This window comes from Cellvibrio sp. ARAG 10.3 (assembly GCF_051846955.1).
Lineage (GTDB): Bacteria > Pseudomonadota > Gammaproteobacteria > Pseudomonadales > Cellvibrionaceae > Cellvibrio.
In genome coordinates this window covers 1-13850 of the sequence record NZ_JBPYCU010000033.1, presented here as the reverse complement: position 1 = coordinate 13850, position 13850 = coordinate 1, and the positions used below count along the sequence as shown (strand labels likewise).

Below are 13850 nucleotides of genomic sequence, written 5' to 3'. Positions count from 1 at the left end.
TACGCATTCACCCGGCTCGGGTGTTGAAGTTGGTAGCTAATCAACTTCTTCAGAGAGATACAAGGTCGGATTAGCCGTCAGGCGTAATCCGACACAGATTTTCAGAGGGAAATTTTTGGCAGGTTCGGAATGTCGGATTACGCTGCGCTAATCCGACCTACGGTCGTGGTCATCCTGATCATCCTCGTCGTCGTGATCGGGATCTTCAATATCATCGCGGGCAACCATAAAGATAACGATAGGCACCACCGCTAACAATCCAAGGGTAAAAATCGGCAGAACCCAGGCATCGCTCTCAAACGTCTTCATCATATCCATCAGGTTGACAAAGCCATAACCCAACAGCACCAGACCCACTAACCCGGGAATGATCAACAGTTTCTTTAACAAAGGATTCATGGCCGCTCCTGATGCAATCACAATCCCCGAAGCACCTCCATGCTAAAACCTTGAGATCAGCGTTTCGGGGATGTTGGAAGCATAGCAGATATGAGGTGTGACTTCCTGCGATGGAGTGCAATGGAAAAGATGCTTTGTTCAATTGTGGAATAGATCTGCCGTATTGCTCGGTGCAAGTTTGGTGTTAGGGCTTTGGTTTCGAAACCCTCAATTCACGGATGAATTGAGGGAGCTACAGGGACGTATTTATGCGTTTTCGAAACCAAAGCCCTAATGCCAAACGGACTACGAAGTAAATATCGAAACGGTTAAGTGAAACCTCAGGAGAGATTAACTTTCCTGAGGTTACCACCATCTTTACTACGAATGCTTACTCTGCGCCAACCACAATGTCCAGATCAGCATATCCAACAAACTGATCCGCCCATCATCATTCAAATCAAACTGGCTATTGCTATCGGTAATTTTCTTACCCAGATTACGCAACAACAATTTCAAATCCTTGTCGTTGATTTTCTGATCCTGATTAAAATCACCGCGCACCGCTTCCGGTTGTGGTGCCGTCAATGCCAGTTCAATAATCAAAGGATCGTGGTCCGAAGCGCGCCATGCTTCCGGGCTGTACAAGCTGATGACTTGTTGCGGAGTTTTGAATTCCTCGTTGTAATCCAACACGCGCGGCTCATCGGCGTTGATATGCCAATCCGCAGCGCCAGTGACCTGGCTGCGTAAACTGTTGCTGGCCAACGCGTGGTCGAGATAACCGGCGAGACCGGTAAAGACGTAAGAGTAGGCGAGGTCACCGGAAAAATCTTTCAGCAAATTGACGTAGCCCGCTGCCTCGATGGTAGTAATCGGATCTTCCTTGGCGTAGGCATTCAGGTCGCCCATGATCAGCACGTCAGTGTCGTTGCTGTCGGTAGGATCGCTGGCCAACCAGTCGACCATAGCCTCGGCGGCCGCAGTCCGAGTAAGGTTGCAATTGCCTTGGCCATCGCCGGTATCGGGATCACTCAGATCGTTGCAATCAGAACCTTTGGATTTCAAATGCGTAACCGCAAGTGTCACTACGCCTTGCGTAGCAATTTCACGAAAACTCTGCGCCAGTACTGGACGGTTTTTGTTGTCAATAAAACGTGGATCAACGGATGAATCGAGAATGGCCGATGCGTTTACCAGCTCCACCGTTGCTGGTTTGTAGATAAAACCGACGGTAATTTCATCGGTGCCGATTTGTGCAACACCGGGATTTACCACAGCGTAATCCAGCCCGGCGTCATACAAACCACTCACCAGATCCTGGATCGCACTGTGCGGGCCGTAGCCGTCATTTTCAATTTCAATCAGGCCGACGATATCGGCATCCATCGCTACCAGTGCCGCGATAATCTTTGCGCGCTGCCGTGCAAATTCTTCCGGTGTGTTAGCACCGCGCGAGGTGGGGAATCCACCGCCGAGGCCATCGCCATTGAAATAATTCAACACGTTGAAAGAGGCAATCTTCAGGCTGCCGCTGCCCGGTAAATCCGGCTCAGGTGTGCGTGCATTATCCGGTACAAAGATCGGCGTGCTGGTGGGTTGAATGCGGTATTCATCAAACGAATAGTGCAATACGCCTTGCAAGCCGATGACGCGATCACCGGAACGCACGGTGTTATAGGCTGATAATTCCGGCGCGGGATAAGGAATGACGGCAGGATTTTGGCGACCACTGCCATCATCCAACAGAATGCGACGCAGAGCATTTTGCGCTGCAACGGCTTGTGCTGGCGCACCCGGCATTGCAATCTGGGTCGGATTAAACAACCGGCCATCGGCGGACAATACCAATTCACCGTAGCGACCCAGGTTGTAATTCTCCGTCACGGTCAGGTCTTGCTGAACCACAATCGCCATGCCTTCATGACGTTCCAGCTCGCTGAGCGTAGTCACCGGCAAAACCAGCACGCTCGGCGTAACACTGACACCGGTTGCACACACTTGCATGCTTGCCGCTGTGATTTGGGTCATGTTGAAATATTCACTGACGTTACCGGTAATGCGTACCAGGTCGCCGGCATTGATGGCCATCGCATTGGTGCTGTCGAAGATAAAAATACCTTCCGAGGTGAGCGGGTTGTTATCGCGGTCACTGTCTTCTTCCTGCACAAAAAAACCACTCAGTCGATCGCTGCCCTGGAAGTCTCCCACCACGACGCCTTCAATGGTTTGTGTGGTGCCGATAAAACTGCTGGTAGCGCCTTCACCCTGAATCTTATGAATTTTGGTGGCGGGCGCGCCGCATTCTTCTGTCGGGCCGGGATTATTGTTATCGGAATACTGTCCGAGGCCTGCAAAGGTGTCTTGCGCAAAACCGTCCCACTGTTGCGCAGGATCAAAGGCATCATAACCATCGGCATCGCCCTCGGTGACCGATGTCATACGGTGCAAGGTTTTGTTAGCGGTAGCTGTATCGCCGGTGCCCCACTGCGAGCCGGGGTCAACACCGATCTGCCCAATCACATCAATCGGATTGCCACCGTACAACAACGCGACGGCATCATCGCCGTTAAACCAACCGGCGCCGTTGGTTTGATCGGTTACGGCAAGAATATCGGGATTGGCTGCGCTGTGGGCCAGCACATACACTTCGCCGTCGGGCAAGGTGCCTTGCAGTGCGATGGTTAATCCAGCGTTGGTATTGCCGTTGAAAAACATCTGCACTTCATACGCAGACAGATCAACGCTGGCGCCAGTGTTGTTGTAAATCTCCAGTGCTTTATTGTTGCTCGAACCTTCGATGTATTCAGAAAAAAATAAATCCGCATGGGTCAGCGAGCTGCTGGCCACGAGCGTAGCAAATAAGGTAGTACGTATGTGACGAATGGAATCAGATGTCCATTGCATAGCGGCGGCTCCTGTTAAACATTATTGGAAAAAGCCCGCCTATGGTGAGTGGCAGCGATGACACGGCTATGATCAATTGATGACAGAAATATCGCAGATTTGTGACAGGTAAACAGATCGCATCCGTGCGATAGTGATGCGCCTTCCGTGAACAATCAGTTAATGCGCCTGCATCCTTACAGGCATTTTTATACGTGAGGAGTATTAATATCCGGTGCAGGTTTCCGTGCTGTGATTACAACCATCGCGACCAATATATTGTTGCGTGCTGTACTCACTCACCGGTAATTTTTCCAATGCATCGCCATTGGCTGACAACTGCTCGATGTAATCAATAAATGCCTGCGTATACAGGGTGAAGGTGTTGACATACTCACCTGCATCAAACAGCTTACCAAAGGTGGCGTAACCATCCTGGCCTGCGGCGATAAAGTCATTGGTGACCACAGTGTAAATTTCCGTGTCGCTGATGGCGGTCCATTCGCCGCTCACGCGTGGGTTAATTTCAATGTTGGATACGCGAGATCCTTCTGCGGCGGAGGCGTCGATGTGATAACGCAAACCGGAAGCATAGGGGTATGCGCCGCTTGATCCGCCGACGCGCAGTGCGTTGGTCATTGCATCTTCCAATACTGCTTTGATTTGTGCGCCGGTCATGTCGAGGGTGACCAATGTGTTGGTGAAAGGCAACACGTTGACGGCTTCAGCAAAGGTAATATCACCGGCCGCCACATCAGTGCGCACTCCGCCACCGTTTTGAATCGCGATGTCGGCGGTGGGTGTTACAGTCATAAAGGCTTTGGCGATAATGTTGGAGATATCGCTGCCGAATTCAGCGGTCACGCTGGCATCACAAATTGTCGAACGGCTTTCACCGGGGAAGCGCACCAGGCATAAATCTTCAGCGGCAGTGCCGATAACCTGTTGTTCAAGCACGCTGACTTCGTCGTTGTAAACACTCAATACGCTGGCTGTGGTTGCATCAGGCACGACCGCAACAACTTCCGGGAATTTGGTGATTTGCTGACGCACTTTAAAGGCATCGCTGGCATTCAGCATACGATCATCACCGCTGGCAAAGGTGTAGCTGAAATTATCGGCAACGGGCATATAAGGTATGCCGTTGCAAGCGGTCACTTTACCTTCGCCATCGAAATTCACCTCCAGTTTCCCGAGCAGATGCGCGTACTCCCAGGCTTGTACGATACACACGGTATCACCGTCCAGGTTGGTGGTTACCGTTGGGTAATCACCGGCGGGATTAAAGCCGAGGCTGGTAAAGGTCTCACCGCCGAGCAATGTGTGCGAGTCACCGCCGACAATCACATCTACACCGCGCAGATTTGCAGCGAGCAATTTGTCGTTTTCATATTGGTAGTGAGTGACCAAAACAATTTTATTAACACCTTGCTCATGCAGTTCATCAATATAGGTTTGTGCCGTCGTGGTTTCGTCGAGGAAGTTGGTATCGGCATCGGGCTTGGATGAGTTTTTGGTTTTGTCGGCGATGTCGATACCGATAAAGCCTACTTTTTGCCCCTGAATGTCGCGAATCAAATAAGGTTGAATGTAGCCGTCACGAATTGCCGAGGTTTCACCCGGCTCGACGTTGGCTGCTAACACGGGTGTCGTACAGGCACCGGCTTGCAGGTCATCCAGAAAATTTGCCAGGCCCTGGTCGCCGTTATCAAATTCATGATTGCCCAGTGCAAACATATCGAAGCACACCTGGTTCATCATGGCGGCATCGGCAGCGCCGTTGAACAATGAATAATAGAGCGTACCGGTGATGGCGTCGCCCGCATGGATTTTTATCGGGTTGATGGATTGTGCAGCCAGGCGATCAAAGAGAGACACCAGCATCGGGAAGCCGCCGTAGGTCACCGACACCTCGCTGATTTTCGCATCAGCCGCCGTGCGTGCGGTCAAATCCAGACCGGACACATCGTAATCAAAGGTTTCAGCAGCAATATGTGAGTGGTGGTCATTCATGTGCAGAATCGTCATGGTCAGGGGCGCGCCTGTTTCGGCGGGCGGATTCTGCAATTCATTGAGCTGCTCTTCGAGATTGGTAATTTCATCATTTAACGAATCAATTTCCTGTTGCGCCTGATTCAGGTCGGCGCGCAGTTCGCGCACTTCATCATCGTTGTCATCGTCGCTGCCACAGGCGGACAGGATAAGTGTCAGTGACAGGGGAAGCAGATATTTAACCGCGGCGGTGGTATTGGATAGTTTCACGTCCTGAACTCCATGAAGGTGATAGGTCTGGGATGTTTGTCGCTCTTATCAACAGGAAGACGGGGAGGAATATAGAGACAAAGCATGATATTTTGATGACGGCTTGTTAAACGGAATAGAATCGCGCCATGTTCAATCATGTTTTCAGTGGGCTCGCTATCGCCCTGACGCTGGTCGCCTTCCTGCCCTACATTGCGTCCATATTGCGCGGGAAAACCAGGCCCCATGTATTCTCATGGGTGATTTGGGGTATCACGACGTTTATTGTGTTTCTCGCGCAGGTTCAGGATGGCGGTGGCGCGGGTGCCTGGCCCATCGGCGTGTCGGGCGTTATTACTATCGGTGTGGCGATTCTCGCTTATATCAAGCGTGCTGATATCAGTATTACGCGCCTGGATAAGATTTTTTTTATGGCGGCAGTGTCAGCGGTGCCGCTGTGGTACGCCACCGCTGACCCCGTGTGGGCGGTGGTGATACTCACCACAGTGGACCTGTTGGGCTTCGGCCCGACGCTACGGAAAGCCTTTCATTTTCCACACCAGGAAAATCTCACCTTCTTTGGATTATTTTTGTTGCGTAATCTCTTGGCGATACTTGCATTAGAACATTACTCGATTACCACCGTATTATTTCCTGCGGCAGTTGCGCTGGCCTGTCTGATGTTGATTGTGCTAATCATTTATCGGCGGAGGCTGACGCCATCAAAAAATAATGACGCGCCATCTTTGTAGAATTTTGTAAAAAATTCGCCTGCCGATATTTTTATTTCTCTGTTATCTGTTACAAATCTTCCGGTGAAATGCTATTTCACAACTTGCCTAACAATCATCGGAGGATTTATGAAGAATAAACAATATTTTCAGTGGCGTTATGTCGTATTGTTTTTATCTGTCTTTTGTTTCAACTTTTTATCTGTGAACAGCTATGCCGGTTACGCTTCCCAGACGAAAGATTCGCTGACCGCAGAAAAAGTGCGACCGGGGCCGGTGGATCGGCAGCTAAAAATTTTCAAATACGCGCAATCCACCCAATGCAACAATGATGGCATTCCCCTGAAAAAAATGGCCGAGGAATTGCGCGCGGCGGGTATTGCTTTCACCTGCGCGCAACGCGCGTACGATGGTATGGCTTACCCTGCTGTTTGTGGCGGTGCAACCGGTGAGATCAATGTGTTCCGCATTTATGCAACGGATTTACCACTGGCGCGGCGCCTGGGTTACGTGCCGGTTTCCACACTGCCGGAATACCAGGATCGCCCCTGCGGTGAAGCGAAAGTATTTAAATACGATGGTTCCACCCAGTGCAACAACGACGGCATTCCTGTGAAGGTCATGGCACAGGAATTAGTCAGCAGTGGTGTGGATGTGATCTGCGCGCAAAAAGCCAGCGACGGTATGATGTATCCCGCTGTATGCGGTGGCGGCACGGGTGCAATCAATGTGTATCTGATTCACCAGGAAAACGTGCCAGACGCCGAAGCCCTGGGCTTCAGTTCGGTGAATGAATTACCGCAATATCAGGATACGCCGTGTCAGTAAGCGCAGTGCGTACTTGACCCAATACCCGTAGGTCGGATTAGCGTAGCGTAATCCGACAAAATGCCTTGTATAAAAACTGTATCGCAATGATCAGGAACAGTGTCGGATTACGCCGTTGGCTAATCCGACCTACGGGTTTTTATTCTATGCGTTTAAAGACGGAGTAGAGATAACCATCCGCGTCACCCAGGCCCAGTCGGGTGATGGGATAATCGCCTTCCTGAATCAGTGTGTCGCCATCAATCGTGATCTTGAAACGGATCGATTCCCCTTCGTAGTTGGGGTAGTTCATGTACTCGATATGCTCTGTCAAATAACCATCAGCAAAGGTGTACCTACCGCCGCCGCCACCGAAGTTTTCAAACGCAATCACTTTTTCCTCGAGTGTTAATTGATAGGACGTAAAACGCGGGCGCTTGTCGCCGTGGCTCACAAAGGCAAAGTGGGTGTCGTTAAACAGCTTCATCATCTTGTGTGTGGCGGGGTTAAAGGTGGGGATGGTTTTGCCGTTGATCCGGATTTCTTCATGCATTAATTGCCAGGAGCCCACCAGGGATTGCGCCGACGATGCGTTGTTGGCGATGGGGTGATGCGTGTGTGTCGTACAGGCGGAAGCAAAAAGTAAGACCGAACCTAAGCCGAAAGTGCTGAGCAATTTCATTGTATAAATTCCTTATGGATATTGTTGTGGTGTACACGGCGATGCGTGTGGCGGCAATGGTAGAGAGCGGGGCTGCCAGCAACAAGGAGATTAAATATTCTTTGCACAACGAGGTGGAGCTGATGGTGTCGGATTACGCCTGCGGCTAACCCGACCTACGGGTGTGGCTGAGTCAATCCGGGTGCAGTAGGTCGAATTAGCGCAGCGTAATCCGACAGGGATATCCAAAAGACGCCACAACGAGAAATTATCCGCCCCGCACAAGCGCTTGCAAGGCTTGCGTAAGCCGGTTCTCAAGGTCCGCCTTCACCTGCAAATAATGACTCAATTGCAAACCGGTTTGCGGAGCAATTAAATCCCGGCATAGCGAAAGGTCCAGGTCAGTGATATAGCAGGGATACATTTCGCCGCCCAGCCGCTGTTGGAAAATATAGCGTGCAACCGCCTGGAACAATCCCGCACCATACTCCAGCGTTGAAAATTCCTGCTGATTGCAATAGAGCGTGTAGCGAATGTGGCCGTCGGCATCCGGTTCGGCAATGACCTGGATATTGACGAAGCCCAATTGACTGATGTCGCTGTTGACCTTGCGTTGCTCCAGATAACCCTGTTGCTGTTTTACATTGCCCATGACCTCAAAGAATTGTACCGACTGCATTGTCAATTGTTGCAGGGATACCTCGCCGTTCAGGCTCTGACGCTCCATGGCCGCGCGAATAAAACGGCTGAGCGGACGCAATAACGTTTGCTGGTTGTGGTAGGGCATTTCGGTGGTAAACAGCGAGCCTTTTTCATCGATCACGGTAAGGCTGGCACAGGGTTTTTCCGGTTGATGCAGCTGATAAAACACATGCACGCCCGGCATAGCCAATGCATCGGCGAAGAGCTTCAGCGGTTTATCACGCAGACCATATCGGTCGATCACAATCGGGCTGTAATCCAGCTGCGCATTGCCCAGTTTTTCCAATAATTTTTCATAGGTTTTATAGCGAATAATGTGCGGTTGCTGCTGCAGGAATTGCAACAACACATATTCATCACCCATCTCAAAAATATAGCGGCTGTTGCGTGGGCGGGTGTTCGAGTAATAGCAGGCGATGATATCACGCCAGAGTTCTTCAAGCCGTTGAGTGATGATCGTGCCCTGGCCACTGCTGAAACAGCGAATGGTTAATTCCGGCAAGGCAAGGCCGCGACCGGGTGGCAGCAGGCGCAGATAATGCAACAGACTGTTGATCAAGGCATCGCTGGCGTAATGACGGCACACAATTTCCTGCCAGGTGTTGATCTGCACCACATCCACTGTCAGCACCAGGTTTTCACGAAAGCCGCTGTAACCCAATGCGTCGCGCTGGTTGCTTAACATCTGCATACCTTTTTTATGCAGCTCTGCTTGCGGTTCAACACCGAGGTTGAACAACAGCAGCAGGCGCGTGGGGAGAGCACTTTGTTTGAACTGTTCGTGGGCTACCGGCGGCAAGGGTAAAGGCAGCCATTGGTGAAGGCTTTGCAACACCTGTTGCCGTTGAATATTACTGAACTGAAAGCTGTTGCTGATGACATCCAGCTTGGTTTCCAGAGTGAGGATGCCATTGCAATAACTCCAGAGTAATAATTCCACCAGGTGGCGCGAACGTTTGATGGGTTCTGCGGTTGTGTGGCGTAGCTGCAATTCAACATAACTGCCGCGATATAGATGCCAGCGATCCTGTTCGTCGTGGCGCTCTTGCACCACACACAATGAATCCTCGCGCAGATCGCGGGAAATGCCCGGATTGATCCATTCAATCTTGCCCGCCTTACGTTCAAACGCAGCATGTAATTTTCGCCCGAGGATCATCAATTCTTCGTTGGTGATCGCCGCCTGGGTGAAATTATTTTTATTGATCTCGCTCAGCAGACGATAACTGTTGCTGAGTTCATTCACCAACAGTGTGCGTTCGGCAATCACCTGGGGTGCCTTCCAGCTCAGGCGGTCGTCCAGCGTATGTAAATAATGGGTTTGCCACTGCCAGCCTTGCACAATGGTTTCCAGCAACAGACGCTGCCAGGATTTTTGTGGGCCACGGCTACCGCGTGTCAGCGGTTTATTAACCTTGAAATAAAAGCAGCGGCGCACCAGTTCCAGGCGTTGTTCCTGCGCGCGGCTGCCCAGGTAGTCTTCCAGCCGTTGGTAAATCACCACGTAGGGGTCGAGCGCATTTGCGTCCGGGGTGTCCTGATAAATAGCGCGCTTGAAGGTCAGCGCCAGCGGCTCGCAGTCGGTGTCACTGGCGTAGGTTTCCAGCAACAATAATTTCAACACCGATTTATAGGGTGCTTCGATACCTTTGTACACTTGCCAGATGCCCGCACCGATAAATTCATTGGGCGGAATGCCCGGAATACCGCCGAAATCAATGACATCTTTTTCGCGCAGGAAACGTTTGGTGAGCAAGGTGTTGGTGTAGGCAGCGTAATCCTTCTCCTGGCTGGCGGGCACAAACCACCAAAGCGGTACCTTGCCGGCCAGCCACAAGGCGGTGCGATAAAATTCATCGAGTAATAAAAAATGTTGCGCGGAGCCGCTGCCTTCGCTGCTGAGTTTGGCCACCTTGCCTTCGCGAAAGCTATGGCAATTCATTAAAAAGAAATGCGCTTCCAGATGGATATTCTGCTCCGCCCATTGGCTGATGCGCTGGCACTTGGTGTGCAAGTCTGCCAGCGCTTGGGCCGATAAGTTATCAGCATGGCAAATCCAGATATCCAGGTCACTGCTATCGCTTTGCGCAATGGTACCGATGCTGCCCATCACAAACAGTGCATCAATGGCGTTGTCACTGGCCATTAAATCGCGGTTGTAGTTAAAACTGCGTGCGAGGGTTTTGGCAATACGCAGTTCGTCCTTACCCGGTGAGTAGTGATGGATACCGCACGCGGTCTGATGGGAAAAATAACCGGGCAACATGGGATGGTTGACATGGAACAACAGCGGCAACAACGCGAGAAATTGTTGCTGGCGCTCGGACAGTGCCGCCGCCGTACGCTGATAGCGTTGCTGATTCAACTCGATAAAACGTTGCCGGATGAGGTGGAGCTGTTTGCGGTCAACGCCCCGGTCAAGGTCGTGGATATCTATCGTCTTGGAAAACATCAAAAATTGTTAGTGTCTTTTTTGGTGGTGCGGGTGCGCACCATATCCGACAGGGTGCGGTACAGCATGTCGGGCATGATGGGCTTGCTCAGGTAACCGTCCATGCCGGCGGCCAGGCAGCGTTCGCGATCACCGCGCATTGCCTGGGCGGTGATTGCAATAATCGGGATGGCGGTGTTGATTTGCCCCTGGCGAATCACCTGGGTAGCTTCGTAACCGTCCATCTCCGGCATCTCCAGGTCCATCAGGATCATATCGAATTGATCGCCTTCGGTTGCAAATAATTCCACCGCCTCGCGGCCGTTATTGGCCACGCGCACATCGATGCCTTTTTTCTTGAGGATACCGCGTGCCACCTGTTGGTTAACCAGGTTATCTTCCACTAATAACACACGCAGGTGATTCAGAAACTCGTCGTCCTCGCCGGATTCCTCAGCATCGGGTGTCATCAGATCGCGCAGCGGGTGGTCTTTGGTGATGGCGTGGCTGATGGTGTCGAACAAGCGCGATTCGCTGACGGGTTTGCTGAGAAAACCATCCACCAGATTCGCGTTGTCATTGTCTTTAAAAATCTCGTCGCGATGATAAGAGGAGATCAACAACACCAGCGGCTTGGTGCCTAACGCGCTGTCCTGTTTAATCATCGCGGTGGCTTGCAAACCGTCGATCAAGGGCATCTTGTAATCCATCAACACCAGATGGTAAGGCTTGCCCTGGGCATCGGCGGTGCGAATTTTTTCCAGCGCATTGGCGGCGCTGTCAGTGGTGTCGGTGTGCATGCGCAAACTGTGGGCGGTGCTGGCGATAATATTGCGTGCGATGGTGTTGTCATCGACGATCAGCACGCGCAGTTTGTTGAGCGAATGTGGCTGATCGTGCACCGAACGTGGCCCGATATGGCTGTTCTCAAAGCGCGCGGTGAAACTGATCTTGCAACCTTGGCCTTCTTTGCTGCGAATCTGGATGCGGCCGTCCATCAACGACACCAGGTGGTTGCAGATACTCAAACCGAAACCGGCCTTGCCGTCCCACTCGCCGCCGCCTTTCAGCAAAATGGCTTGTAACTGTTCCACCTGTGCCTGGCTCATGCCCACACCGAAATCGGTGATGGTAAATTCCAGGGTGACGTGTTTGCTGTTGGACTTCACCCGGGTGACACCCACCACCACTTGATTCGTGGTGGAGTATTGCAGTGCATTGGTAATTAAATGACTGATCACCTGACTCAAGCGCGAGGCATCGCCGCGCAGGAAACGCGGCACATCGCTGCGAATGTCGTACACGATATCCACCGCCCGGTGGAGCGCGCTGATCTCGAACAGGCGCGATAATTTTTCAAACACCTGATCCAGATCGAAGTGGGCATTCTCCAGCATGATCTTGCCGGTTTCGATCTTGGAGAAATCCAATACCTGATTGATGATGTGCAGCAAGGATTCGGCGGCGGTGCCCATGCTGCTGAGGTAACTTTTCTGTTGCTCGTTCAACGTGGTGTCTTGCAGCAGATGGCCGAGGCCGATGATAGCGTTCATCGGCGTACGGATTTCGTGGCTCATGCGCGCAAGAAATTCGCTCTTGGTTTTGTTGGCCGTATCCGCCTGGGTTTTAGCGGCCAGCAATTCCTCCTGGGATTTGATGAAGTCGGTGATGTCGGCGTTGATACCCACACAGCGGCGCGGGCGGCCTTGCGCATCCGGCTCCACAAATTTTGCGCGCGAGTAAATCCACAACACGCTACCGTTCTGATGCAGCATGCGGAATTCGAGATTCATGTTGGGCCGGTGATTATCGATGGCCGCCATGTATTGCGTGATCACCCGCTCTGCATCTTCCGGATGCAGGAAATAATCGCGCAAGGTGTCGAGGGTACCGGGTAACTCGTCGCTGCGATAACCCAGCATACGCAGGTAACTGCGGCTGAAATAAATGTGCCCGCTGGGGATATTCCAATCCCACAAGCCGTCGCGCGAAGCTTCCATCGCATACTGGAAACGGGTATCGCGGTCGGCGAGGGTGCGCAGTAATTGTTGGCGATCCTGCACGCTGAACAGCAGGTCAGCCAGTACGCTGATTTGTTCGAGGTACTGCTCCGGCCAGGTGCGCGGCTGCATGCTGTGCAACACCAAAAAACCTTCGGTGTGATGATTGCGCTGGACCGGGATCAACAAACTGTGGCGGATGCCTTTGTCCGCCAGGCTCGCGGGCGTCAGCGCTTCGGGCAATATCTGATGCCTGCCGGCGCTCAGGGCCGGAAACTGGTCCTGGTGTTTGGTGAGCAGGGTGTCGAGCCATTGGGTATCCAGTTGCAGCCGGGCGCTGTGCCACTCGCTGCAGATTTCCACCTGTTGTTGCCGGTCGCGCCGCCACAGGCTGCATGCACACAGCGCAAATACCTGGCCCAGTTGTTCCAGGGTGTAACTGATACTGGCGCTGTTGTGTTCGGTGAGCAGGTGACGGATGGTGTCGATCAACCAGCTGCGCGCCGATTCATGTTCCATTTGTTGCGCGCGTGCCTGGCCCTTCAGGAAGTCGACTTCCTGTTGCAGGCGCTGAATGGTGGCTTCCAGCTCTTCCTTGGAGGGATCATCGTTAGCCATGACATCGTCTTTAGAGCTGCCAGGAATCGGCAAAAGTGGAAGATAAACACGCCATGTACGGGTTGGAAAAATAATAGAGCACGGCCTGTCCCAAGCCCGGTGGACGCTTGAATAGTAAGAATAGTTCCTTTTTACGCGAATGCCAGACGCATCCTGTCGGAAAATGCCGAAATTTGTCGGCCGAGAGAGAAGGAAGTAGGTCGGATTAGCGCAGCGTAATCCGACAGAGGTTGTCAGTAAAAAGATATTGCCAGGATAGAAAAAGTATTATCGGGTTACGCAGGTGCAGTAAAAAGACATCGTCGGGTTACGCCTTTGGCTAACCCGACCTTGTATCTCTCTGAAGAAGTTGATTAGCTACCAACTTCAACACCCGAGCCGGGTGAATGCGTATC

Annotated in this window: 9 protein-coding genes; 3 read left to right on the top strand and 6 right to left on the bottom strand. The window is 52.0% G+C overall.

The genetic code is table 11. The features are described 5' to 3' along the window. Nucleotides 1-147: 147 nt before the first annotated feature. The 3 genes from ACSV5M_RS21215 to ACSV5M_RS21205 all read right to left on the bottom strand — a co-directional run bounded on the left by ACSV5M_RS21215 (nucleotide 148) and on the right by ACSV5M_RS21205 (nucleotide 5526). Nucleotides 148-399 carry a hypothetical protein gene (locus tag ACSV5M_RS21215; RefSeq protein ID WP_439178834.1) on the bottom strand — a complete coding sequence of 84 codons (252 nt, stop codon included), beginning with the start codon at nucleotides 397-399 and terminating at the stop codon, nucleotides 148-150. A 360-nt stretch (nucleotides 400-759) separates the two neighbouring features. Next, the gene (locus ACSV5M_RS21210; RefSeq protein WP_439178833.1) at nucleotides 760-3285 is read right to left on the bottom strand and encodes an ExeM/NucH family extracellular endonuclease; all 2526 of its coding nucleotides are present in this window, start codon (nucleotides 3283-3285) and stop codon (nucleotides 760-762) included. Between the two features lie 204 nt (nucleotides 3286-3489). Further along, complete coding sequence (locus ACSV5M_RS21205; RefSeq protein WP_439178832.1) at nucleotides 3490-5526, bottom strand: 5'-nucleotidase C-terminal domain-containing protein; 2037 nt, start codon at nucleotides 5524-5526, stop codon at nucleotides 3490-3492. 128 nt (nucleotides 5527-5654) lie between these two features. On the opposite strand from ACSV5M_RS21205, the gene ACSV5M_RS21200 reads away from it, so the two are divergent. Together ACSV5M_RS21200 and ACSV5M_RS21195 are read left to right on the top strand one after the other, a co-directional pair. Beyond that, nucleotides 5655-6257, top strand: coding sequence for a hypothetical protein (locus tag ACSV5M_RS21200; protein WP_439178831.1), 603 nt, complete (start codon nucleotides 5655-5657; stop codon nucleotides 6255-6257). A gap of 108 nt (nucleotides 6258-6365) precedes the next feature. Next, nucleotides 6366-7064, top strand: coding sequence for a hypothetical protein (locus ACSV5M_RS21195; RefSeq protein ID WP_439178828.1), 699 nt, complete (start codon nucleotides 6366-6368; stop codon nucleotides 7062-7064). Between the two features lie 139 nt (nucleotides 7065-7203). Here ACSV5M_RS21195 and ACSV5M_RS21190 read toward each other — a convergent pair whose 3' ends face one another. Further along, the gene (locus tag ACSV5M_RS21190) at nucleotides 7204-7725 is read right to left on the bottom strand and encodes a lipocalin-like domain-containing protein (protein ID WP_439178826.1); all 522 of its coding nucleotides are present in this window, start codon (nucleotides 7723-7725) and stop codon (nucleotides 7204-7206) included. Here ACSV5M_RS21190 and ACSV5M_RS21185 point away from each other — a divergent pair. Beyond that, nucleotides 7725-7874, top strand: coding sequence for a hypothetical protein (locus tag ACSV5M_RS21185; protein WP_439178824.1), 150 nt, complete (start codon nucleotides 7725-7727; stop codon nucleotides 7872-7874). The genes ACSV5M_RS21190 and ACSV5M_RS21185 overlap by 1 nt on opposite strands. Before the next feature lie 98 nt (nucleotides 7875-7972). Here the strand turns inward: ACSV5M_RS21185 and ACSV5M_RS21180 are convergent, their stop codons facing one another. Together ACSV5M_RS21180 and ACSV5M_RS21175 are read right to left on the bottom strand one after the other, a co-directional pair. After that, nucleotides 7973-10858, bottom strand: coding sequence for a class I adenylate cyclase (locus tag ACSV5M_RS21180; RefSeq protein ID WP_439178822.1), 2886 nt, complete (start codon nucleotides 10856-10858; stop codon nucleotides 7973-7975). After that, the gene (locus ACSV5M_RS21175; RefSeq protein WP_439178820.1) at nucleotides 10858-13455 is read right to left on the bottom strand and encodes a response regulator; all 2598 of its coding nucleotides are present in this window, start codon (nucleotides 13453-13455) and stop codon (nucleotides 10858-10860) included. Before ACSV5M_RS21175 ends, ACSV5M_RS21180 begins: the two co-directional genes overlap by 1 nt. Nucleotides 13456-13850: the final 395 nt, after the last annotated feature.